General features: G+C 69.3%; 18 protein-coding genes. 11 read left to right on the top strand and 7 right to left on the bottom strand.

Going from position 1 to position 24,014, the window contains the following annotated elements:
* The 3 genes from M3190_RS04785 to M3190_RS04795 all read left to right on the top strand — a co-directional run.
* The coding region (locus M3190_RS04785; protein WP_251579019.1) for an SH3 domain-containing protein at positions 1 to 719 on the top strand (719 nt) is incomplete at its 5' end.
* Between the two features lie 89 nt (positions 720 to 808).
* The gene (locus M3190_RS04790; RefSeq protein WP_251579021.1) at positions 809 to 1,699 is read left to right on the top strand and encodes an ABC transporter permease; all 891 of its coding nucleotides are present in this window, start codon (positions 809 to 811) and stop codon (positions 1,697 to 1,699) included.
* A complete protein-coding gene (locus tag M3190_RS04795; protein WP_251579023.1) occupies positions 1,699 to 2,448 on the top strand; it encodes an ABC transporter ATP-binding protein in 750 nt (249 codons plus the stop codon). Before M3190_RS04790 ends, M3190_RS04795 begins: the two co-directional genes overlap by 1 nt.
* Before the next feature lie 21 nt (positions 2,449 to 2,469).
* Here the strand turns inward: M3190_RS04795 and M3190_RS04800 are convergent, their stop codons facing one another.
* Genes M3190_RS04800 through rfbA form a run of 3 tightly spaced genes read right to left on the bottom strand, consistent with a single transcriptional unit; the run spans position 2,470 to position 5,740 of the window.
* A complete protein-coding gene (locus M3190_RS04800) occupies positions 2,470 to 3,873 on the bottom strand; it encodes a sugar nucleotide-binding protein (protein WP_251579025.1) in 1,404 nt (467 codons plus the stop codon).
* Positions 3,870 to 4,868 (bottom strand): dTDP-glucose 4,6-dehydratase, encoded by a 999-nt coding sequence (gene rfbB / locus M3190_RS04805; RefSeq protein ID WP_251579027.1) that lies wholly within the window; start codon positions 4,866 to 4,868, stop codon positions 3,870 to 3,872. The genes M3190_RS04800 and rfbB overlap by 4 nt, the downstream gene beginning before the upstream one ends.
* A gap of 2 nt (positions 4,869 to 4,870) precedes the next feature.
* On the bottom strand, positions 4,871 to 5,740 hold the full coding sequence (gene rfbA, locus M3190_RS04810) for a glucose-1-phosphate thymidylyltransferase RfbA (protein ID WP_251579037.1): 870 nt from the start codon (positions 5,738 to 5,740) through the stop codon (positions 4,871 to 4,873).
* A gap of 83 nt (positions 5,741 to 5,823) precedes the next feature.
* On the opposite strand from rfbA, the gene M3190_RS04815 reads away from it, so the two are divergent.
* The 4 genes from M3190_RS04815 to M3190_RS04830 are packed head-to-tail and all read left to right on the top strand — an operon-like array spanning position 5,824 to position 11,439.
* Positions 5,824 to 7,749, top strand: a complete 1,926-nt coding sequence (locus tag M3190_RS04815; RefSeq protein WP_251579039.1) for a glycosyltransferase family 2 protein — start codon at positions 5,824 to 5,826, stop codon at positions 7,747 to 7,749.
* A gap of 50 nt (positions 7,750 to 7,799) precedes the next feature.
* Entirely contained in the window at positions 7,800 to 8,921 is a 1,122-nt protein-coding gene (locus tag M3190_RS04820) for an NAD-dependent epimerase/dehydratase family protein (protein ID WP_251579041.1), read from the top strand.
* A complete protein-coding gene (locus M3190_RS04825; RefSeq protein ID WP_251579043.1) occupies positions 8,918 to 10,729 on the top strand; it encodes a CDP-glycerol glycerophosphotransferase family protein in 1,812 nt (603 codons plus the stop codon). Before M3190_RS04820 ends, M3190_RS04825 begins: the two co-directional genes overlap by 4 nt.
* A complete protein-coding gene (locus tag M3190_RS04830; RefSeq protein WP_251579047.1) occupies positions 10,726 to 11,439 on the top strand; it encodes an IspD/TarI family cytidylyltransferase in 714 nt (237 codons plus the stop codon). The genes M3190_RS04825 and M3190_RS04830 overlap by 4 nt, the downstream gene beginning before the upstream one ends.
* 9 nt (positions 11,440 to 11,448) lie before the next feature.
* On the opposite strand, the gene M3190_RS04835 is transcribed toward M3190_RS04830, so the two are convergent.
* Genes M3190_RS04835 through M3190_RS04850 form a run of 4 tightly spaced genes read right to left on the bottom strand, consistent with a single transcriptional unit; the run spans position 11,449 to position 18,037 of the window.
* Complete coding sequence (locus tag M3190_RS04835; RefSeq protein WP_251579048.1) at positions 11,449 to 12,843, bottom strand: SDR family NAD(P)-dependent oxidoreductase; 1,395 nt, start codon at positions 12,841 to 12,843, stop codon at positions 11,449 to 11,451.
* 54 nt (positions 12,844 to 12,897) lie between these two features.
* A complete protein-coding gene (locus tag M3190_RS04840; RefSeq protein ID WP_251579049.1) occupies positions 12,898 to 15,282 on the bottom strand; it encodes a CDP-glycerol glycerophosphotransferase family protein in 2,385 nt (794 codons plus the stop codon).
* A gap of 38 nt (positions 15,283 to 15,320) precedes the next feature.
* Positions 15,321 to 16,640, bottom strand: coding sequence for an O-antigen ligase family protein (locus tag M3190_RS04845; RefSeq protein WP_251579050.1), 1,320 nt, complete (start codon positions 16,638 to 16,640; stop codon positions 15,321 to 15,323).
* Complete coding sequence (locus M3190_RS04850) at positions 16,637 to 18,037, bottom strand: O-antigen ligase family protein (protein ID WP_251579051.1); 1,401 nt, start codon at positions 18,035 to 18,037, stop codon at positions 16,637 to 16,639. The genes M3190_RS04845 and M3190_RS04850 overlap by 4 nt, the downstream gene beginning before the upstream one ends.
* 59 nt (positions 18,038 to 18,096) lie before the next feature.
* Here M3190_RS04850 and manA point away from each other — a divergent pair, with 59 nt between their 5' ends.
* From manA to M3190_RS04870, 4 genes are all read left to right on the top strand, one after another.
* Entirely contained in the window at positions 18,097 to 19,239 is a 1,143-nt protein-coding gene (gene manA / locus M3190_RS04855; protein ID WP_251579052.1) for a mannose-6-phosphate isomerase, class I, read from the top strand.
* A gap of 140 nt (positions 19,240 to 19,379) precedes the next feature.
* The gene (locus M3190_RS04860) at positions 19,380 to 19,700 is read left to right on the top strand and encodes a WhiB family transcriptional regulator (protein ID WP_082886057.1); all 321 of its coding nucleotides are present in this window, start codon (positions 19,380 to 19,382) and stop codon (positions 19,698 to 19,700) included.
* 66 nt (positions 19,701 to 19,766) lie between these two features.
* Positions 19,767 to 22,607, top strand: a complete 2,841-nt coding sequence (locus M3190_RS04865; protein WP_251579053.1) for a glycosyltransferase — start codon at positions 19,767 to 19,769, stop codon at positions 22,605 to 22,607.
* On the top strand, positions 22,604 to 23,992 hold the full coding sequence (locus tag M3190_RS04870; protein ID WP_251579054.1) for a DUF5719 family protein: 1,389 nt from the start codon (positions 22,604 to 22,606) through the stop codon (positions 23,990 to 23,992). Before M3190_RS04865 ends, M3190_RS04870 begins: the two co-directional genes overlap by 4 nt.
* Positions 23,993 to 24,014: the final 22 nt, after the last annotated feature.

Consider the following 24,014-nt stretch of genomic DNA (forward strand, 5'->3'; position numbering starts at 1 on the left):
CATCCGCCTCGGGCAAGGTCCTCTCGACGCTCAAGGCGGGCACGAAGGTCACCGTGCACGACACGTTCGGGGTCTGGCGCGCGGTGACCGCGGGTTCGACGAAGGGGTGGATGCGGGACTCCGAGCTGCAGGCGGTCTCGACGGCGAAGACGATGTATCTGGCGACGACGACGAACATGACGCCGTCGGTGTCGTCGAAGGCGATCCAGGCGACGCTGCGCAAGGGCACGACGGTGAAGGCGCTCTCGGTCTCAGGTGACCGGACGCAGATCACCGTCGACGGGATGACCGGGTGGGTGTTCTCGTCGAAGCTGTCGACGAAGAACCCCGGTGCGATCTCTGGTCAGGACCGGCAGGTCATCGCGTCCACGCCGCTGCGGGCGACGGCATCCGCCTCGGGCAAGGTCCTCTCGACGCTCAAGGCGGGCACGAAGGTCACCGTGCACGACACGTTCGGGGTCTGGCGCGCAGTGACCGCGGGTTCGACGAAGGGGTGGATGCGGGACTCCGAGCTCAAGAAGCTCGACACTGCTCCCGCGACGAGCGCCAAGACGACCACCGCAGCGCTCAACCTCCGCGCTCAACCGTCGACCTCGGGGAAGGTGCTCGTCGTCATTCCGAAGGGCACGAAGGTCACCGTCACGGCATCGTCCGGCATCTGGCGGAAGACGACGTACCAGGGCAAGACCGGCTGGGTCAGCAGCGACTTCCTGCGCTGACGCGACACGAGCCCGGCCGGGGGCCGCTCAGGAACCGTCGGATAGGATGATCGACGGCCTGAACGGCACCCGCCTTCGCAAGGAAACCCGTGACACAGATCGATTACAGCGCCTTCGACACGCCTGGACGTGGACGCGGCATCCTCGACGTCTTCGAGTACCGCTACCTCCTCCGGCTGCTGATCGGCAAGAGCACGTCCCTGCGCTACCGCAACTCGGTGCTCGGCTGGTTCTGGTCCTACGTGCGGCCGACCGTGCAGTTCCTGGTGTACTTCATCGTCGTCGGACAGATCCTGGGTCTGCACAAGAGCGTGCCGGCCTTTCCGCTGTACCTGTTCAGCGGACTGGTCCTCGTGAACCTCTTCAACGAGACGCTGGGCGCGGCGACGCAGTCGATCGTCAGCAACCGCGCGCTCGTGCGGAAGATCTACCTGCCGCGCGAATTGTTCCCCCTCGCCGCCATCATCGGCGCGTTCACCCACTTCCTGCCTCAGCTCGCCGTCCTGATCGTGGTGAGTCTGCTGTTCGGCTGGCTGCCGAGCTTCGCCTCGGTCGGGTTCGTCCTGCTCGGGATGCTGCTGGTCCTCCTGTTCGTCACGGGTCTCGGGCTCTTCTTCGCGGCCCTCAACGTGCGGTTCCGCGACGCCAGCAACACGGTCGACATCATCCGGACGATCGCGACGTGGTCGGTGCCCGTGCTGTACACCTGGGCGATGGTCTACGAGCGCACCGAGGGATTCCGGTGGCTCTTCCACGTCTGGATCTCGAATCCGCTCGCCGTCGCCGTGGAGATGTTCCACCACGCCTTCTGGGGCGCGCTGCCCGTCGTCAACGACGCGTCACCGGCTCCCGCCAACCTCGGCTGGCCGCCCGAGTTCGGGTGGCACGTCGCCGCGTCCGTCGGTGTCATCCTCGTCACCCTGGTCATCGGCCAGCTCGTCTTCCGCCGCGCCGAGCGCACGTTCGCCCAGGATCTGTGATGTCGACTCCCACCACCACCGAGACCCAGCCCCGCATCATCGTCGAGCACGTCTCGAAGTGGTTCAACAAGCGGTCCGCCCGCTCGCTGAAAGACGCCTTCATCAGCGTCATCAAGCGGCAGTCCACCCGGTCCCGCCAGTTCCAGGCGCTCGACGACATCTCGTTCCAGATCGCCGAGGGCGAGTCGGTGGCGATCATGGGGCTCAACGGCTCCGGCAAGTCGACGACCCTCAAGCTCGTCTCGGGTGTCCTCGAGCCGGACGAGGGGCGCGTCTTCACCCGCGGCCGTGTCGCCGGTCTCATCGAGGTCGGCGCCGGTTTCCACCCCGACCTCACCGGGCGCGAGAACGTCTTCTTGAACGCGGCCATCCTCGGCATGACCGAGAAGGAGACGAAGGCCCGGTACGACGAGATCGTCGAGTTCAGCGGCATCGGCGATTTCATCGACCAGGAGGTCAAGCACTACTCGTCCGGCATGTTCATGCGTCTCGCGTTCAGCGTCGCGATCCACGTCGAGCTCGACGTGCTGCTCGTCGACGAGGTCCTCTCCGTCGGCGATGCGCCGTTCCGCGCGAAGTGCGACGCGAAGCTGCGCGAACTGGCCGACAAGGGCGTCACGATGATGATCGTGAGCCACAGCAAGAACATCGTGAAGAGCCTGTGCTCGCGCGGCGTCGTCATCCGCAAGGGCAAGGTCGTCTTCGACGGTCCGATCGACGACGCCCTCGGGGTGCTCGAACAGGGCTGAGACCCGCGAGGCCCTGCTCGGTCAGCGCAGGTAGTCGCGGAGGGATTCGCGCCAGTCCCGCGGGGCGTACCCCGTCGCCTCGATCTTGCCGAGGTCGAGGACGGACCATCGAGGCCGCGGGGCCACCGGATGGTCCGCATTCGCGAAGTACGCGTCCGTCGACACGCCGGTGACCGCGTCACGGTCGTGCCCGGTGAGTGCGTACACCTCGCCGGCGATCTCCGCCCACGACGCGGGGTCGCCGGATCCCGTGAGGTTGTAGATCCCGGCGGGCGCGTCGGTGGCAAGCAGGTGACGGATGCCGCCGGCGATGTCGTCCGTGAAGGTCAGACGCCCGATCTGGTCGTCGACGACCGAAGGGGAGATCCCCCGCTCGGCGAGGGTGGCCATCGTCCGGACGAAGTTCTTCCCCTCGCCGATCACCCAGGACGTGCGGAGGATGTAGTGCCGGGGGACGGTTGCGACGATCGCGTCGGCCGCCGCCTTGGTCTGCCCGTAGACGCCGAGCGGCGCGACGGGCTGCCCCTCGGTGTAGGGGGTGTCGGCCGTGCCGTCGAAGACGTAGTCGCTGGAGACGTGGACGAGCGTGATGCCGTTCTCCGTCGCGATCCGCGCGAGCTGCGCGACGGCGGTGACATTGCCCGCCCACGCGCCGCCCCGGTCGGTCTCTGCCCCGTCGACGGCCGTGTAGGCGGCGGCGTTGACGATGGTTCCGTAGTCGCGCCAGCGGCGGGCGCCGCTCAGGTCGCCGGTCAGATCGAGGTCCTCGCGCCCCGCGAACTCGACGCCCGCGTCGTCCGCGTACGCGGCGCGCAGCGCTCGGCCGAGCTGCCCGTTCGCACCGACGACGAGCGTCTTCTTCGGTGGGATCGGCACGACGTCCGCGAGGCGTGGGTGCGCGAGGTCCTTCGCCGAGATCTCCACGTCGGCGAGGGGGACCGGCCACTCGATCGCGACCGTCTCGTCGGCGAGGTTCAGGAACGAGTAGGCGGCATCGGGCGACCAGTGATCGTTGACGAGATACGTGTAGGCGGTGTCGGGCTCCAGCGTCTGATAGGAGTTGCCGACGCCGCGCGGTACGAAGATCGCCCGCGACGGGTCGAGCTCCGCAGTGAAGACCGCGCCGAAGCTCGGTCCCTCCCGCAGATCGACCCACGCCCCGAAGATCCGGCCGGTCGCGACCGACACCCATTTGTCCCAGGGTTCGGCGTGGATGCCGCGGGTCGTCCCGACCGCATCGTTGAACGAGATGTTGTTCTGCACCGGACCGAAGTCCGCGAGGCCGACGGCGGTCATCTTCTCCCGCTGCCAGTTCTCCTTGAACCAGCCGCGGCTGTCGCCGTGCACGGGCAGGTCCCAGACCACGAGCCCGGGGATGCCGGTCTCGCTGGGCGTGAGCGCCTTGCCGAACTCCGTCACGCTCACTGGCCCTTCGAGGCGTAGAAGGCTTCGACGCCGTCTTTGGCGGGTGCCCACCATGCCTCGTTGCCTCGGTACCACTCGATGGTCGCGGCGAGGCCGGCCTCGAAGTCCTGGTAGGTGGGGGTCCAGCCGAGTTCGGTGCGGAGCTTGGTGGAGTCGATCGCGTAACGCAGGTCGTGGCCGGCGCGGTCGGTGACGTGGTCGTACGCGTCGGGGGACTGGCCCATGAGCTGGAGGATGAGTTCGACGACGGTCTTGTTGTCCTTCTCGCCGTCGGCGCCGATGAGGTAGGTCTCGCCGATCTCGCCCCGCTCGAGGATGGTGAGCACGGCGGAGGAGTGGTCGTCGGCGTGGATCCAGTCCCGCACGTTCTCGCCCTTGCCGTACAGCTTGGGGCGGATGCCGCGGATGACGTTGGTGATCTGGCGCGGGATGAACTTCTCGACGTGCTGGTACGGCCCGTAGTTGTTGGAGCAGTTGCTGATCGTGGCGCGCACCCCGAATGAGCGCACCCACGCGCGCACGAGCAGGTCGCTGCCGGCCTTCGTGGACGAGTACGGGGAGGACGGGTTGTAGGGGGTGTGCTCGGTGAAGCGCGCCGGGTCGTCGAGCTCGAGATCGCCGTACACCTCGTCGGTGGAGATGTGGTGCAGCCGGGTGTCGTGACGGCGCGCGGCCTCGAGCAGCGTGTACGTGCCGATGATGTTCGTGTCCAGGAACGGCCGCGGGTCGTGCAGCGAGTTGTCGTTGTGGGATTCCGCCGCGTAGTGGACGACGGCATCCGCCTCCTCGAACAGTCCGTCGACGAGCTCGGCGTCGGCGATGTCGCCCACGACGAGGCTGACACGGTCCTCGGGGAGCCCCGCGAGGGACGCCTCGTTGCCCGCGTAGGTCAGCTTGTCGAGCACGGTCACGGTGTGGTCGGTGTGCGCGATCACGTGGTGGACGAAGTTCGACCCGATGAAACCGGCACCACCGGTGACGAGAAGATGGGACATGGTCACAGACCCCTGTTCAGGATGTCGAGCAGGTACGTGCCGTACCCGGATTTGACGAGCTTCTGCGCCCGCTCGCGGAGCTGGTCATCGGTGAGGAACCCCTGCCGCCACGCGACCTCCTCGGGCACCCCGATCTTCAGGCCTGTGCGACGCTCGATCGTGCGGACGTACTCACCGGCATCCAGCATCTGATCGAATGTCCCCGTGTCCAGCCACGCCGTCCCGCGGGGGAGCACCTGCACCTGCAGCTTCCCTGCCGCCAGGTACGCCTTGTTCACGTCGGTGATCTCGTACTCGCCGCGCGGTGAGGGCTGCAACTCGCGGGCGATCCGCACGACATCGTTGTCGTAGAAATACAGACCGGGCACCGCGTAGTTCGACTTCGGCTGCGCCGGCTTCTCCTCCAACGAGATCGCCGTACCGGCGTCGTCGAACTCGACCACACCGTACGCCTCGGGCTCACCCACGTAGTACGCGAACACCGCACCGCCGTCGACGTCGCGGAACCGCGCCAGCTGCGAGCCCAGGCCCGGGCCGTAGAGCAGGTTGTCACCCAGGACGAGGGCGACCGTGTCGTCGCCGATGAAATCCGCACCGATCGTGAACGCCTGCGCCAACCCGTCCGGCGAGGGCTGCTGCGCGAACGACAACCGGATGCCGAACTGGGAACCATCACCCAGGAGACGCTCGAAATGCTCCGCATCGTGCGGCGTCGTGATGACCAGGATGTCCCGGATGCCCGCCAACATCAGCGTCGACAGCGGGTAGTAGATCATCGGCTTGTCGAACACCGGGATCAGCTGCTTCGACACACCCAGAGTGATCGGATGCAGCCGCGTTCCCGAGCCCCCCGCGAGAATGATGCCCTTCATGGCACCCATCGTTCCACAGGAGCGCCGAGCTCCCGCACCGCGAAATCCTGGGCGAGGGCCGACCCCGCCCGTAACATGGCCTGGTGATCAAGGTCTCGGTCGTCGTGCCCACCTACAAGACACCTCCCGAGGGGCTGGCCCGGCTCATCGGATCACTGGACCGGCAGACGCTGCCGGCGTCGGAGTTCGAGGTGATCTTCGTCGACGACGGATCGCCCGACGACACCCTGGACCGCTTGACGGAACTCGCGGCCACGCGCCCTCATGTGCGTGTGGAGCCCATCGAGAACTCCGGGTGGCCCTCGAAGCCGCGCAACGTGGGCATCGACCTGGCCCGAGGCGAGTACGTGGCTTTCATGGACCACGACGATGAGCTCTACCCGGATGCGCTCCGGGCGGCGTACGAATTCGGGGCGGCCAACCACGCGGACGCCGTGAACGGCAAAGAAGCGCGCACGACGTCCCCGTCGTGGGCCCTGGGAACATACGACCATGACCGGCCGCAGTCGATCGGGCGTCCCGACGTCCATCCGCTGATTCCCATGAACCCGCACAAGATGTACCGCCGCGCATTCCTCCAGGAGCACGACATCCGCTTCGTCGAAGGCAAGCGCGTGCTGTGGGAGGACATCTTCTTCAATCTCCGCGTGGCGAGGCATGCGAAGGTCATCTCGACGCTCACCTCGGTTCCCTACTACCACTGGGTGACGACGGCCGGAAGCGGATCCACCACCTTCGTCAAGCACGGTGAGGACTTCTGGCGCTGGCTGCCGAGGGTGTGCCAGGCGGTCATCGATGAGCTCCCCGGCGAGGAGAACCGTCTGCAGCGGGAGCAGCTGGAACTCCACCAGTACAGCAACCGCGTCGTCGGGGTCTTCGACATGAAGTACGTCAGCCGCACGCCTCCGCAGCGGAAGTTCATGTTCGAACAGGCGCGCAACGTTCAGGAGCAGTTCGGGTACGAGCGTCTCGAGGATCGGATGAACTCGTCGAAGCGCGTGCGGGCCGAGCTGCTGCGAGCCGGCCGTCAGGATGTGCTGGAGGAGATCTGTCTGTCCGACGCTGCCATCCCCGGCTGGTCACGGGCCACCTCGGTGCAGTGGCGGGGCGGGGTCCTGCACATCGCGACCGATGTCACCTGGTCCGATTCCAAGGGGAATCGACCGCGGCTGCGACGCGAGGGGGGTCGCATCCGGAAGGTCCTGCCGGCCGCCGTCGACGAGCTCGTCAGCGAGGCCGCGACGGACATGACCGACGAGGTGGCGGCGATCACTCTCTCTCCTCTCGTGAGGTCGAGGCGGTCGCGCGTCGCATGGGCGCTTCCCGCGACCAGCGACGTGAGCGTCGCGGACGACGCTGACGGTACCGTCAGCGTCGCCGCCACGGCCGGGTTCACGCTCGACCCGGCGACGGCCGCCGCGGGTGCACCGCTCGAGGAGGCGACCCACTGGGACCTCCACCTTCACGCGCGCTTCGGCAACAGCTCGACCGATCGCGCCGTCCGGTCCGACGTACCCGCCTCCGTCACCGTCACGGCCGGCAAGCTGCACCTGGTCTATCCGAACGACGGCGGCAACGCGACCCTGATCCCTGGCGGTGAGCGCGAGGCGGTCCGACGGCTGATCCCGACGCGGGCCGCATTCCAGTCCGACGAGCTGGTGGTCGATCTGGCAGGGCACCACGACGGAGCCGGCAGCATCGGGACCGTCGTGTCGGTCTGGACGTCGGCGGCCGGGAAACCCTCCGATGTCCCGGCGCGCATCGAGGTCGCTGACGGCGCCGCGCGTCTCGTCGTGCCCGGGGTGGGACGCGACACCGTGGAGCTGCGCGTCGGCGACCGCGCTCCCGATGGCCCGGGGGCATGGGTCGTGCGAGCCGACGGAGACCGCCGTGCCCTGGAGCGCAGCGAGCGCCCGTCGACCGATGGTGCGCCGGCGCGACCCGCCCAAGCGGCCCCCACCCTCCGCCGCAAGGTCGGCAGAGTCCTGCGCAGACTCGGTATCCGCTGACGGGTCCGTCGCTCAGGGCTCTCGCGAGCCGGTGCCGTAGAATCGGCAAAATGCCTGAACACACACCCCGTGGCGACGGATCGACCGCGACGGCACCCGTGGGCCGCGTGACCGGGAGCGCCGTCATCGACGGTGACATCGCCGAGATCATCGGGCAGCCGCTGCCGTGGGAGAAGCTCGACGGCGCCACGGTGCTCGTGACGGGTGCGGCAGGGATGATCCCGTCGTACGCCCTCTACACACTGCTGGGTCTCAACGAGGTGCGGGATGCCGGGATCACCGTCCTCGCGCTCGTGCGCGACCTCGACAGGGCGCGTCGCCTGCTCGGACCCGTCGCCGATCGCGACGACGTCGTCCTGGTGAAGGGCGACGTCCGGGGCGAGATCCACCTCGACCGCACCGTGGACCTCGTCATCCATGGTGCGTCCCCCGCTCGGCCGGCGCTGCACGCCGCGAGTCCCGTGGACACCATCCGGGCGAACGTGACCGGCACCTTCGGCCTGCTCGATCTCTGCGTCGCATCGGGCGGTGCCCGCTTCGTCATGATGTCGTCCGCGGAGGTGTACGGGCAGCGGGTGTCGGACGGTTCGCTCGTCGCCGAGGACGAGTACGGCTCTGTCGACATCCTGAACCCCCGTGCGTCGTACACCGAGGGCAAGCGTGCCGCCGAGACCATCGCCGTCAGCTATCACGCGCAGTACGACGTCCCCGTCACGATCGGCCGGTTCGGTCACATCTACGGCCCCGGCATGGCCCTCGACGACGGTCGCGTGCAGGCGGACTTCACCGCGGACGTCCTCCGCGGAAACGACATCACTCTCAACAGCGACGGCAGCGCCCGTCGTACCTACACCTACCTGGCGGATGCCGTGTCGGGCATGTTCGCGGCGATCCTCCTGGGCGAGGACACCGCGTACAACATCTCCGATCGCGACGGGTTCATCAGCATCCGAGAACTGGCGGAGGCGTTCACCGAGGCGCGACCGGAGAAGAATCTCAGCGTGCGCTTCGCGGAGGGTGTCGACCTCAGCCGGTACAACGCCGTCAAGGGACAGGGCCTGGACGACGCCCGGCTTCGCGGTCTGGGCTGGGCACCGCACGTCGGCCTGCGTCGGGGACTGGACCGCACGCTCGCGTGGCACGAGGAGCGCGAAGCGGGGTCCCGCGCATGACGGACGCGGTCGTGCCGCCGGCATCCGTCGTCCCGGTGAGCGAGGCGGAGGTCGTCCGGCCTGCGCCCCCGTTCGACGTCACCGTCGATGCGCTCACCTGGGAACGGGCGAAGCTGACGATCCGACTGTCGGTCGCCCAGGTGGGGGACTGGACCCCGCTCACCCCCGAATGGGGCGAGGTGCCTCCGCCTGCCGTGGACTTCCGCCTGATCGACGGCAAGCGTCGCATCCCGGTGCCCTTCACCGCGGTCGGGCCCGGTGCGTACGAGCTGCATGTCGACGTCCCGACGTTCCGTGACCGCCAGGCGATCCCGAACGGCACGTGGCGCATCGTCATGTTCGCCCACGGGGAGCGCGTGGCCCCCGCCCGGTTCGACGGACGGTCGCTGCTCGAACTCGACGAGGGTTCACGGGTGTTCCTCTACGACGGGAACCGCGCCGTCACGACCGTGTCGTTCGGCATCGCAGAGAACGCCGTGGACCTCGAGCGCCTCGACTTCCTCATGCGGAGCTACCACCTGTTCCGCTCCCGTCCCAAGCCGAAGAAGTTCCGTCCGATCAAGCGCCTCAAGGCATTCTTCCTCGGCGCCCCGGCCAAGCAGCGCTACGCCGGCCTGATCTACCAGGCCATCACCCGGACGGTGGGCGTGAAGCCCGGCCGCGTCCTCTTCGCCTCCGATCAGCGTGTCCGCATCGAGGGCAACCTCCGTCGCGTGCAGGAGCGGATCGTCGAACGCGGGCTGCAGGAACGATTCGACATGAAGTACTCGTTCCGCCTGCCGCGCGCGGGCGGCTGGGGGACGACGCTCCGGATCATCTACCTGCTCGCGACGAGCGAGATCGTCCTGCTCGACGACTACTTCGGCATCCTCAAGAGCCTGCGGATGGACCCGCGCACCAAGGTGATCCAGCTCTGGCACGCCGGCAGCGGGTTCAAGTCCGTCGGGTACAGCCGGTTCGGGAACCTCGGTTCGCCCAAGCTGTGGCATCCGCATCGCCAGTACACCTTCGCCATCACGGGATCCGAGCACTTGCGTCACGTCTACGCGGAGGCGTTCGGCATCGAGGAAGCCGCCGTCATCCCGACCGGATTGCCCCGGGTGGACTGGTTCCTCGACGAGACGCTCCGCGACCGGTTCCTGGCGAAGTTCGCCACCGAGTATCCCCAGATCGCGGGCAAGAAGGTCGTCCTCTTCGCCCCGACGTTCCGCGGCCGATCCATCTACACCGCGTTCTACGACTACAGCCAGATCGACTTCGACGCCCTGTACGAGGTGTGCGGCGAGGACACGGTGGTGCTCTTCCGCATGCACCACTTCGTGAAGAATCCCATCGAGATCCCGGAGCAGTACCAGGACCGGTTCTTCGACTTCACGCACTATCCGGACGGCCTGAATCTCCTGCACGCGACCGACGTCCTCATCACGGACTACTCGTCGATCATCTACGAGTTCTCTCTGCTGGACCGGCCCATGCTCTTCTTCGCTCCCGACAAGGTGAACTACGCCGCGACGCGCGGCTTCCACCGGGACTACGACGAGACGGCGCCGGGACGCGTCGCGAACACGTTCGGGGACGTGATCGACGCCCTTCGGACCGGAGAGTTCGAGCAGGAGAAGGTCGCGGAGTTCCGTCGCCTCAACTTCGACCGCGTCGACACCGGCGCGGCTGACCGGGTCATCGACTGGCTGATCCTCGGCAACCCCGACACCGAGAAGATCACCGAGAGCCCGGTCCCCACCGAGCGTTCCGACGCGAACACCGCCGAGTCCAGTGAGAAGGACGTCCCAGAAGAGGAGATCGCGTGAACATCGCCATCATTTTCGCCGGCGGGATCGGGTCCCGCATGACGTCGGCGACCCTGCCCAAGCAGTTCCTCGAGATCCATGGAACTCCGCTGATCGTGCACACGCTCCAGCACTTCCAGGACCACCCCGAGATCGACCGCATCGCCGTCTCGATCCTGCCGGAGTGGCGCGATCGCTTCGCGCGTCTGGTCGCGAGGTACGAGCTCACGAAGGTGAACTGGATCGTGGACGGTGGTGCCACCGGTCAGGAGTCCCGACACCGCGCGCTCCGCGCCGTCGCCAACGAGGCACCCGGCGACACCGTCGTCCTGCTGCACGACGGGGTGCGCCCGCTCATCAACGCCGAGGTGATCTCGGCCAACATCGAGACCGTGCGCTCGCAGGGACCGGCGATCACCAGCACCAAGTTCAACGAGACCATCATCTCGTCGGCCAGTGGCGCCGTCGACGAGGTCATCCCGCGCGACCACCTCTACGTCGCACAGGCCCCGCAGAGCGGCCGTCTCGACACCGTCCTCGGGGTCTACGACCAGGCGGTGGCCGACGGTGAGAACGACTCGATCGACACCTGCAGCCTTCTGCGACGGTACGGCCACGAGCTGTACCGCGTGGAGGGACCTCGTTCGAACATCAAGATCACGACCGCGGAGGACTACTACGTCTGCCGCGCGTTCTTCGACGTGATCGAGCGCAACCAGATCGGCGGCTGAGCGGCGGGGTCAGCCCGCCGCGTTCCGCATCGCCGCGACGTTGACCGTCACGATCTGACCCGTGAGGTCGGATGCCGCGACGTTCAGCGTCACACGGGCGACGTCCGCGGGGTCGAGGAGGCTGTCGACCGGCTCCTCGCCGAACGCCTGCGTGCGCATGGGCGTGCGGGTGCGCTGCGGGTTGATGCAGTTGATCCGCACCCGCGATGCCTCCCACTCCTCGGCGAGCGCCTGGGTCAGGTTCACGACCCCGGCCTTCGTCGCGGAGTACGCGCTGTACCCCGCGCGTCCGCGCGTGTACGAGCTCGAGGTGAACAGCACGACCTGTCCGGCCGTCTCCGCGAGATAGGGGTGCGCCTCGCGAGCGACGACCGCCGGGGCGATGAGGTTGACCTGGATCGTGTCCTTCAGGTCGCGCTTGCGGCTCTCGACGAGCGGCGCGATGCGCAGCACCCCGGCCGTCACGATGACGACGTCGATGCGGCCGCTGCGGGAGTGCGCTTCGGCGAGGGCGGACCGCACGGCCTTGGCCGATCGGATGTCGGTGCCCGTCGAGGAGCGGCTGAACTCGTGGACGACAGCACCGGCATCCGTCGCCTGCTGGACGATGCTCTCGCCGATCCCGTAGCTGCCGCCGAAGACGACGACCGTCCTGCCCGACAGGTCGGGGACGGTCGTCATGCTCTCGAGGGAGAGGCTCGCGGATTGCAGCTGGAAGAGCTTGTCGGCGATGTGGACGTCGATCGGCTCGGTCACCTTCATGTTCTCGGCCGTGCCGTCGACGACGTAGATGGGCACGTCGGGCAGGTAGGCGAAGACGACGCCGCAGTCGTCGGTCGCCCGGAATCCCGGGTCGGTCGCCGCGATCTCGTATGCCTTCCGGATCGTCGCGAGCCGGAAGGCCTGGGGCGTCTGTCCGCGGCGGAGAAGCGAACGGTCCGGGATGCCGGTGATCAGCCGATCGGCGTCGACCTGGATGATCGTGTCCGCAGAGGGGATCGCGGTGTCGACCGCCTCGTAGGTGTCGAGCGCGCGGACGCAGTCCTCGATGATGCGGTCGTCGATGAAGGGCCGCACCGCGTCGTGGAACAGCACCTTCGTGTCGTCGCCCTGGAGGGCGGAGATGGCCAGCTGCGTCGTGTCGTTGCGTGTCTCGCCGCCGGGGAGGATGCGGGTGAGCTTCGCGAACCGGCCGCTGTCGAGGAGGTGGTCGAGCTCACCGATCGCGGCCGCGTTCATCATGATGACGATCTCATCGATGTGCGGGCTGTTCTCGAGTGCCTCGAGCGTGTGCTCGACGATCGCCTTCCCCGCGATCTTGATGAGCTGCTTGGGGATGCCGAGGCCCACCCGGACTCCGATGCCACCGGCCAGGACGACGGCGACGGTACGGGCTGTGGTCACGGCGAGAGCTCCTCGTGAGTCGATGCGGGCGTGCGCTGGCACGCCCGCACCATCCTATGCGAGGGGGTCTGCGAGCCCTCGGCCGGCCACGCGGTCGAGCACGAGACGCGCGATCCGGTCGGTGCAGGGGCGGCCGGTGGTGGTGCTCGTCTCGGCGACCCAGCGCGCGGCGAAGGCCGCCGCATCCGTCGCCGTGGCCGTGTCCGCGGCGATCGCGGCAGCGAGCTCGTCGACGGACGTGCAGACGGGGCCCGGCAGGTCGCTGCGATAGTCCAGGTAGAAGTCGCGCGTCGCCAGGTACTCGTCGAGGTCGGGGGCGAGGAAATAGGTCGGGATGCCGCGCACGGCGGCCTCGAACAGCGTCGACGAGTAGTCGGTGATGAAGACGTCGGCGATGGTGAGCATCTCCTGCGTCGAGAAACCGTCCGCGGTGTCGACGGCGCTCCCGCGCAGCGTCATGAGGGGATGCAGCTTCACCACGACGTGCACGCCGATGGCCTCGAGTGCGGCGACGACGTCGTCGGGGGCGGACATCGCGGTGTCCTCGATCCGGAACGTCGGGGCGAAGACGGCCACGCGGGCGCCGCGGAGGTGCGGATGCCGGTCGTAGATCCGCTCGCGCGTCAGCCGCGTGAGCTCCTCGTCTCGGAGCCGGTCCACGCGGGGGAGGGGGGCGACCACGATCCGACTCTCGTCGGTGCCGAACGCCTCGGCGTACGGTGCGCGGCACGCCTCGCCGCTGGCGAGCACGAGGTCGTAGCCCGCGTGCATGCGCATGGCCTCCGCGAGGCGTTCGTCACGGCCCTCGCCGGTTCCCAGGATGCTGAGACCGAACTTCTTGAAGGCGCCGAGAGCGTGCCAGATCTGGATGATGCTCAGCTCGTCCTTGTGTCGCAGCATGCTGGCGACCATCGAGTAGGTGTCCACGATCAGCACGCGGGCGGTGGCGACGTGGTACATCTGCACGAGCAGGTGCGCGGCGTAGCCGATCTTGCGCACGAGGCCGGGCGGGACCATGCGCACCAGCGAGACGACCGTCACCGACGGGTCGATCGCGGTGATCGCGTTGCGCAGGTCGATGAAGTCGTCGGTCTCCTCCGGGTGCTCGCGACTGATCATGACGACCTTGCGCCGTGTCGGCAGCACCTTGAGGGGGGCGTAGCACAGGCCCAGCACCGTCCGTGCGACGCGCGCGGCGAAGACGTGTCGGCCGATCGGACCGTCGATGCGGGTCGGCTGCACGGGCGGATCGTCCAGCAAGACGGGGCGCTCGTGGACCCGGCGGGGTGTGAGGATCATCTCGCGCACGATGCGCTCGGTGGATCGTCCGTCGCAGGCCGACATGAAGCGCTCCCGGAACGCGGCCAGATCCTCGCCCGCGCGGGCGTCGCGGATCGCCGCGGCGAGGTGGTCGCCGTCCGTCACGAGCGGACCGGCGAGGTAGTCCTCGAACGGGTGGTAGAACGAGCGCTCCGCGGCGTACACCTCGACGTCGGGGCAGAAGAACACCATGGGACGGCCGAGCAGGGAGAACTCGAAGATCGCCGACGAGTAGTCCGTGATGAGGACGTCGGCGGCCATGAGGAGGTCGTTGAGCTCGCGCTCCGCGGACACGTCGAGGATCCGTTCGTGCGACGGGATCCCGGCGGTGGCGCGCGCGACGAACGGGTGCAGCTTCACGAGGACCACCCATTCCTCGCCCAGCTCCTCGATGAGCTGAAGCCACGGAACCCAGTCGATGTCGTAGTGCGCACTCAGCTGGCCGTTGCCCCGGAAGGTGGGTGCGAAGACCGCCAGCCGCTGATCGGGTCGGATGCCGAGGCGGGTGCGGACCTCGTCGGCGGTGCGCTCGAGGAGGTCGGTGTCGAAGAACACATCGGTGCGCGGCACACCGAGGGCGTGGACCCGCGCGAGGTCCATGTCGAAAGCCTCCGCGTAGTCGGGGCGGATCGCCTCGGAGCTCACCGTGGCATCCGTGTAGTTGCGGTGCGCGACCGAACCGGGGAGAGGGCCGCCGGGAAGACCCGCGCGACTCCAGCCCACCTTCTTGTAGGCGCCGGCCGCATGCCAGACCTGCAGGAGTCGCGTCTCGGGACGCAGCTGCAGGGGATAGATCATCGGGTAGTAGTCGTCGAGGACGATCGTCTGCGCGCGCGCGAGCTCCCACGGCAGGCGCAACGAGTCCCGGAGCGGACGCCGATCGGCGAGGCTCGCCTTGAAGATCCCCACGATCCGAGCGTTCGGGCGCTGGCGTCGGATCTCGTCGCGCAGGAAGGCGATGTTGCCCGAGAAGCCCATCCGGGAGTCCGAGAGGAAGAGCGTCCGCCCGTCCTGCACACGCACCAGCCGCGAGGCCAGGGCGTAGAGAGCGATCCACAGACCGAATCGCCACCTCTGCAGGAAGGCGTTCCCTCGCAGGTGCCTGCGAAGCAATCGCACGGTGGAACCTCCTGGATTGTGGCGGATGTCGCTCGATTCTAAGCCGGTGATCCGAGTCCGAACGTGTCCGGGCTCTCCGATGCGGCCGCGGGCAGAGGCCGTTCCCGCCGCCATCCCCGCACGAGGGATGCCTGCGTCGCGCAGAGGACGAGCAGGAACCATCCGAAGCCGCCCAGGGGGGAGCTCGTCACGATCGAGTCGGTGAGCAGCACGATGATCACGAGCGCGGGCCAGACATAGACGGTCGAGCGTCGTTCGCTCGCCGTCGCCCACGCCCGGGACAGCGCCAGCCCGACGAACGCCACGAGCAGCACGACCCCGACGGCCCCTGCCTGCAGCAGCACGTCCATCCAGACGTTGAGCGCCGACGCATGCGGATGCCCCGCGACCAGGCGGATGTAGGTGAAGGGGGAGAGATGGTCCGGCCAGGTGCCGACCCAGCCCCACCCCTGAACCGGCCGCAGTGCCGACATGTCCAGGATGACGTTCCACAGCCGCGACCGGGTGTAGAAGTCGGGTTCGGCGTTGAGCCAGTAGACCAGCGGGCGGCGGAACACGTAGGCGAGCACGAGCCCCACGATCACGGTGGCGGCGAGGACGCCCTGGAGGAGGGGGCGGACTCGCGCCGGAACGCGACGGAGGACCGCGAGTGCGCCGGTCGCCGCCCCCGACACCAGCACCATGCCGAGCACGAGGGGAGAGGCGGTGAAGACCGCGAGGATCGCGGCGAGCGTGACCGAGCCGATCGCCACCCCCGAGCTCACCGAGCGGGTCCGCCACTCGACGAGGAAGGTCACGAGCGCGATGATCGTGACCACGCCCAGCACGGTGCGGGTGCCGAAGATCCCCTGGACGGGGCCTCCGTCGGCGAGGTTGCCCGCGATGCCGAGGAAGGCGATCGGGAGGTCGAGGAGGATGCCGCTCAGGATCTCGAGTCCCAACGAGACCCCCAGGAGCACTCGCAGGACGTCGCCGGTGGCGCGGACGGTCTGCAGGGTGTCGCGGAACTGGGCGACGACGACGGCGAGGAAGGTCGGTGCGCCCAGCTGCAGCCATCCCGTGAAGGTCGCCGTGGATGAGACGGACCACCCGGCCGTGATGATGAGCCACACGAGGAGCATCAGGAGAGTGGTGGGGATCAGCTGGATCAAGCGGAGTTCCGCGCGGCGGGCGACCATGATTCCCGCACCGAGGAGGCACAGACCGCTCAGGACGGCGCCGTACCCGGCGTTCCCCATCAGCTGTCGCAGGGCGTGCGTCGAGAACAGCGCGCCGAGCGTGACGAGGGTGAAGGCGGCGGCGACGTCGGGTGTCTGCAGCGCGGAGAGCAGCCGGGGGAGCGCGCGCACGGTCCTCATCGCTCGGTCGGCCTGTCGCCCTGTTCGCCGATGAGACGCTCCTCCGACGGTCCGCGCCCCACCAGGGGTGCCTGCTTGATCTTGAACGCGAAGAGGATGAGGAGGAACCATCCCCAGTTCAGCAGCGGAGTCGATTCGGCGAGGCCCTGCACGAGGAGGATCGCTCCGGTGAGGGTCGGGAGGAGCGTGACCGCGGTGTAGGGGCGGTCTGCGACCAGGTCCCAGCGTGGCCGGTCGACCGCGAAGAACCACGACCGCCAGACGAAGGCGACGTAAGCGGCGGCGATGAGCGCGACGCCGACGGCACCCAACTGGAGGAACACGTCGACCCACATGTTGTGGGCCTGCATGACGGTCTGGCCGTGGTCGACGATCCAGCGATCGAAAGCCGGATCCGTGGGGATCCACGGCGTCGAGAATCCCCAGCCGATGAGGGGGTGCTCCACGGCCCGTTCGAGGACCTTCTCCCAGATCGACTCGCGGCCGGTGAGGTCGCTCGACCGCCCCAGCGCCGTGAACACCGTGTCGCGCAGCAGCCAGACCGCGACGAGTCCGCCGATGGCGACGACGGCGTAGACGAGGTAGTAACGGGTGCGCTCACCGGCGCGGGTGGTCGTCCGCATGATGAGCACGGTGATGAGGACCACGACCACGGCGATGGCCGACACCGTGGCTGTCGCCGATCCTGCGCGGACGAAGAGGAACAGCGCGAGGGCGATCCAGAGCGCGAGCACGGGCCGACGGGGGGCGCGGGACGCGATCCGTATGGCGAAGACCACGACCGCGAGGAGAGCGACGTAGGCGAGCGCGTTCGCGTTGCCGAAGATTCCCTGGATTCGTCCACCGTCGAACAGGTTGTCGCGTGACCAGAGCACGATCGGATCGTCGACCGGGCCGTCGGGCCGCACGAAGTGCGGCAGGATCTGACCGTCCCAGATGAGACTGACCCACAGTTCGAACAGGATCGATAGTGCCAGCATCCATTTGAGAGCGGATGCCAGGGCTCGCACGACCTCGCGCCAGGTGAGCACCGCACCGACGAACAGCGCGCCCACGGTGGTCACGATCAGCAGCGCGACGGTCACGAGGGTCGCGTCGGGCCAATGCGACCAGAACAGGGAGAGGACGGCGAAGGCGAGGTAGGCGAGGGCGTACCACGGCAGACGCGGCCACTGCACCCGGGGGCGGATGACGGCCCACAGCGCGATCGAGACGAGGAAGCTGACGATGCCGATGCCTGCGGCTACCTCGATGCCGAACGCGAGAGGCAGCGCCGTCCCCGACAGCGTGATGATCAGCAGGACGATGCACCATCCGCGCAACAGGATGTGGCTCGTCCGCTCGCGCGGCGGGGCGGCCGGCGGCGCCGAGACCGGGTGCGAGGAGTGGACGGCCATGGTGACAGAAGGGTATCGCGCGGCTCTGGACGTTCCGCCGCACGCCCTAGGCTGATCGCGTGCTGGAGACCCTCTCGAACGAGCCCCGCGACTACGCCTGGGGATCCCCGTCCGCCATCGCCGACCTGCAGGGGCGTGTGCCCACCGGCGGCCCCGAGGCCGAGGTCTGGTTCGGGGATCACCCCGGCAGCCCCGCCCGACTCGGCGACGGCCGGTCCCTCCCCGAAGCGAGAGCAGAGGCGGGGAACCCGCCACTGCCCTTCCTGCTCAAGATCCTCGCCGCATCGTCCTCCCTCTCGATCCAGGCGCACCCCGACCTCGCGCAGGCGCGAGCGGGCTTCGAAGAGGAGGAAGCGGCCGGCATCCCGCGCGACGCCGGTCACCGGATCTACCGTGACGACAACCACAAGCCCGAGGTCATCGTCGCTCTCAGTGATCCCTTCCGTGCCCTCGTCGGATTGCGCCCCGTGGCCGACACCCTTCGCCTTCTCGACGGTCTCGGCGCGTCGGCCGGCGTCGAGCGGCTCCGCGCCGACCTCGCCGGCACCGATGCCTCGGCCGCCTTGCGCGGGGTCATCGAGGAGGTGCTGAGCGGCCGTGCCGAGGACATCGTCCGCGACGTGTCGGATGCTGTGATCGACGCGACCGTGCCCGGCTTCGAGCAGGAGCTCGATGTCCTCCGCGCCATCGTCCGTGACTTCCCGGGGGATGCGGGCATCGTCGTCGCGCTCCTTATGAACCTCGTCGTGCTGCGCCCGGGGGAGGCGGTCTTCGCGCCCGCCGGGGTTCTCCACGCCTACCAGGACGGCCTCGGCGTCGAACTCATGGCGGCCAGTGACAACGTGCTGCGTGGAGGTCTGACGCCCAAGCACATCGACGTACCGCAGCTCCTCCGCATCGTCGACACGGAGCCGGGGCCCGCCCCCCTGCTGATCCCGGCGGAAGAGGGCGACGGTGAGGTGTTCGATCCCGGCGTCCCCGACTTCCTCCTTCTGCGATACACACTCGCCGACGACCGCGTCACCGTTCCGCTCGAGGGGCCCGCGATCGTGCTCGCCGCGTCCGGGGAGGTGTCCGTGGCCGTCGCGGAGCGCGACGTGACCCTCTCTCCGGGCACGGCCGCGTACGCCCAGGACGAGTCGTCGGTCACCCTGTCGGGCCGCGGCGTGGCCTATCTCGCGCGACCCGGCCGATCCGCCTGAGCCCGCGACACGCCGGGACCCTCAAGAAGATTCAATCTCGGGTTGAGGGTTTACGATTTGCGACTTGACCGGAGCGAATCACACGGGTGTAATTAGGCATCGGCCGCACCGCGGCGAGTGTCTACAGGTGGGAGAGCAAGATGACGGGTTACCGTTCCGGCGTTCCCGAGAATTGGTTCGTCGACCCGGTGAACCTCGGGGTCCCCGGTGTCCGCCGGCGCGTCGAGACCGATGAGGACACCGCGCTCGCGTGGCAGGCGGACGCGCTCTGCGCACAGACCGACCCCGAGGCGTTCTTCCCCGAGAAGGGCGGATCGACGCGCGATGCGAAGCGGATCTGCACATCGTGCGACGTCCGCGGCGAATGCCTCGAATACGCGCTTCAGAACGACGAACGGTTCGGTATCTGGGGCGGACTGAGCGAGCGCGAGCGGCGCAAGCTCAAGCGTCGCGCCTCCTGACCCGATCTGCGCCACCCCGCCCGGCCTCCGCGTATCGGCGAGGTCGCGACCTAGGCTGACCTGGTCATGCCCGCCCGAGTACACGCGATCCTCGTCGTCCGCCCCCACGGACGAGGCCCCACGGATCTCCATCTGAGCCGCACCCTCCGTGCGCTCGCCGCGCAGACGCGCCGTGCCGACGTGCTGACCGTCGTGCTGTGCGGACCGGATGAGACCCTCACCCGCCTCGCATCCGAATCCGGAGCCGAAGCGGTCATCGTGGCCGGACGGAACACCGGCTTCGCCGAGGCGCTGCGCCTCGCCGGCCGTCGGATCTCGGGTGATGCCGTGTGGTTGCTCGCGCAGGACACGGCGCCGGCGCCCGATGCACTCGCCCGTCTGGCGGGTGCCCTCGAGACCGCTCCGTCGGTGGCGCTCGCTGCTCCCAAACTCGTGGCCTGGGACGACCCGACCCGGATCGTCTCGCTCGGAGTCACACTGACCCGGACCGGCCGCACCGTGGGGCTCGCCGACGGCGAGCTCGATCAAGGCCAGCACGACGCCGGTGAGGACGTCCTCGGCGCGGACATCCGCGGTGCACTCGTGCGGACGCCGGTATGGCAGGCCCTCGGCGGCGTCGACCCGGGACTCTCGGGGGCGGATGAAGGGCTCGATCTGGGCATCCGTGCGCGCCTCGCCGGTGGGCGCGTCGCGCTCGCGCCGACGGCGATCGTCGCGGTCGCCGGCGACGGCGTCGCGGGGACCCCTGGTGGGCGATCCGCGGGTGCTCGTGGCCGGCGGCTGTACGCCGCGCGCAAGGCGCAGCTTCATCGGAGGCTCGTCTACGCGCCCGCCCCCGTCGTTCCGCTGCACTGGCTGTCGCTCCTGCCGCTCGCGCTGTGGCGCACCCTGGGTCACCTCGTGGCGAAGAATCCGGGCAGGATCGGTCCGGAGTGGGCGGCATCCGTTGCGGTCCTCCTCGGGCTCGCCTCGGTCATCCGTGCACGGCGGACGATCCGGCGCACGCGGACGACGTCCTGGTCGTCCCTCGCGCAGCTGCGCATCGGTCGACGGGATCTCCGCGAACGCCTCGAAGACGAAGCGGATGCCGCAGCCGCGCCCCGCGAGGAGCTCCGCTTCTTCAGCGGCGGTGGGGCGTGGGTCGTGCTCGGCGCCCTCGCCACGTCGCTCCTCTCCTTCAGCGCCCTCCTGGCCTGGCCCGTGCTCGGCGGCGGCGGACTCGCCCCTCTCCGCAGCGGGGTCGTCGCCCTCTGGACGGATGCCGCGTACGGCCCGCGTGCGCTCGGATGGGACACGGTCGGTCCCGCAGACCCCTTCGCGGCGGTGATCGCGCTCATCGGATCGCTCTCGCCGCTCGCGCCGTCACGGGCGCTGGTGATCCTCTGGGTGCTCGCGCTGCCGCTGGCCGCGCTCGGCGGCTGGTTCGCGGCGACCCGAGTCACCGAGCGTTCTGTGCTGCGGTGTGCGACGGCGTTCGCGTGGGCGGTGGCGCCCACCTTCCTTGCCGCGCTCGTCGAGGGTCGTCCCGCCGCCGTCATCCTGCACCTGGCCCTGCCGTGGCTCGTCTACACCGCCGCCGCGGCACGACGCTCCTGGAGCAGCGCAGGCCTGGCGTCGATCGTCCTCGTCATCGTGGTCGCCTGCGCTCCGTCGGTCGCTCCCGCACTGGCCGTCCTGTGGGTCGCGGCCCTCATCCTCGTGCTCGTCGTGCGCCGCGGTCGCGGCGCGGGTCGGGTGGCCTGGCTCGTGATCCCGACGATCGCCGTTTTCCTTCCCCTCGTCTGGTACCACCTGACGACGGGCGATCCGCTCGCCGTGTTCGCCGATCCCGGCAGGCCGCTCGCCGTGTCGGGGAACCCGGACGGGCTCCTGCCGAAGATCCTTTTCGCCTTCGGCTATCCGTCGACCGACGGCGCCGGCTGGCTGCAGTTCCTCGGAGAGGACGGCCGCGCCTGGTGGGTCGCGGCGTTCACCGCCCCCGTGCTCGTCCTCGCCCTACTCGGTCCCGTCCTCGGTCGGCTTCTGCCGGCCTCGCTCGGACTCGTCGCTGCCGGTCTCGGTCTCGTGTCGGCGGTCCTCGCCTCGGGCGTCGCACTCACGGCCGGCATGTTCGGCCCCGTCGCGATCTGGCCGGGGAGCGCCCTGTCCCTTGCGTGGGCGGGCCTCCTGGTGGCAGCAGTCGCGGGGCTCGACGGGCTCCGCCGCGTCGATGCGCTCGTACCGGTCGCTGCCTCGGTGGTCATCGCCTTCCTCGCCGTCGGCGCCGTTCCGGCACTCACCGCCGTGCTCCGCGACGATGCAGCGCTCAGCGACGGACCGGCGAGCACGCTTCCCGCCTATGTGCAGACCGCTGGGAGCGAGGGGGAGCGCGACGGCGAACAGACGGCGACCCTCGTCCTGACCGCGCAAGCGGACGCCGCGTACTCGGCTTCCGTCGTGTGGGGAGCGAGCGAGACCCTGGGAGGGCAGACCACCGTGCAGTCCACGCGTCCCGAGCTCACGGCGGGAGACCGCGAACTCGCGCACGTGACCGCTGACCTGGTCTCCACCGCGACGGGGGATGTCGTCTCCGACCTCGCGCGCCACGGCATCGCCTACGTCCTGCTCGAGGAGGCGCCGGGCGAGAGCGACGTCGCGCGTGCGGCGCGGCTCGGCGCTCAGAATCTGCTCAATCAGCGCGCGGACCTCGTGAGCGTGGGCGACACGGCGCGGGGGACACTGTGGAGCGTGACGGGCGCGATCGCCGAGCGCACCGTCGACGACGCGTCCGGCCCGCATTCGACCCGCGTCGCCCTCCTGCAGCTCGGCGTGATCGTCATCGCGCTCCTGCTCGCCGTCCCGACACGTACCAGCCTGCGCGCCGGGCGCCGTCATCCGCGCATCATCGGCGAAGGGGCGCGGCTGTGACCGCGGCGCGACGCATCCGGCGGGGAGCGGGCGCCGTCGTGAGCCTCCTGATCGTCGCCGGCACGTTCTTCGTCGTCACGACACCCTGGGAGAGCGTGGAGCGCTCCACGCTGTCGATCACGACGCGGCCGGAGCCTGCGACATCCGTCCTCTCCTGCGACGGCCCGATCGTGGCGGCCGGGCGCGACGTCGACGACCCCGGCGCACTGCAGGTCGCCGCGGGGGCGCAAATCGTATCGGGAACGGCGGCCGGGACACCGGAACCCGTCGTCGGCGAGATCGCCTCGGCGATCGAGGGAGCCGATCCCACCCCGTCCTTCTCGGCTGAGCCCGTCGACCGGGTGCGGGCGGACCTGGCCGCGGCGCAGTCCGCCCGTGTCTCCGCGGACGACCTCGCCGGATTCACCGCCTCGACCTGCGCGCCGCCCGCGATGGAGACCTGGCTCGCTGCGGGCAGCGGGCTCACCGGGGCCTCCGACCTCGTCGTCATCGCGAACCCGGGCGACGTCGCCGCACGGGTCGACCTCACGGTGTTCGGAGTCGACGGGCGCGTCGCTCCGGATGCCGGCGCGAACATCCTCGTGCCTGCGGGCGAGCAGCGGATCATCCCGCTCGCCGCACTGGCCCTGGGCGAGGCGAGTCCCGTCGTGCTGGTGTCGGCGACGCAGGCGCCCGTCCAGGCGATCCTTCAGTCGACGCTGACCCGGACCCTTGTCCCCGTCGGCGTCGATCAGGGCGGAGCGACGGGACTGCCCCAGACCTCGCAGACGATCCCGGCGTTCTCCGCCGTGGGCGGCGGCGATGAGCCGACCGACACCACCGTGCGCCTCCTGGCGCCGTCCGATGACACGACGGCGTCCGTGACCGTGACACCCGTCGGCGGGTCGATGACGGCGGCGTCGTTCCCCGACCTCGCGCTGACGGCGGGCGTGCCGATCGAGGTCGACCTCGACGCGCTTCCCGAGGGTCGCTACCGCATCGAGGTGCAGGCGGATGCACCCGTCGTCGCCGCCGCGCACGCCTCCACCGGAGCGGATGCCGGTTCCGACTTCGCCTGGTACGGGACCGCCGACGACATCGGCGTCCCGACGCTCGTCGCCGTCGCGGACGGACCCCGGCCGCAGCTCGCCCTCGTCAATCCGGGAGCCGACGAGGTCGCTGCTGTCCTCGCGGGTGACGCCGGCGCCGGCGAGCCGCGTGAGATCCGCGTGCCCGCCGGCGGCTCGGTCTCGGTGGACGTGGCCGCGGGGGCGCTCTACCGGCTCGACCCCGCGGGCGGCACTCTACGGGCGAGTGTGACCTTCACCGCATCGGACGCGATCGCCGGGTACGCGGTCGTCCCGGCGGATGCCGCTGCCGCGCCGGTCGAGGTCCGGCCGCGCTGATCGGCTTCGCCCCGTCAACGGC

It is taken from the genome of Microbacterium oleivorans (assembly GCF_023715745.1).
GTDB classification, from domain to species: Bacteria; Actinomycetota; Actinomycetes; order Actinomycetales; family Microbacteriaceae; genus Microbacterium; species Microbacterium oleivorans_D.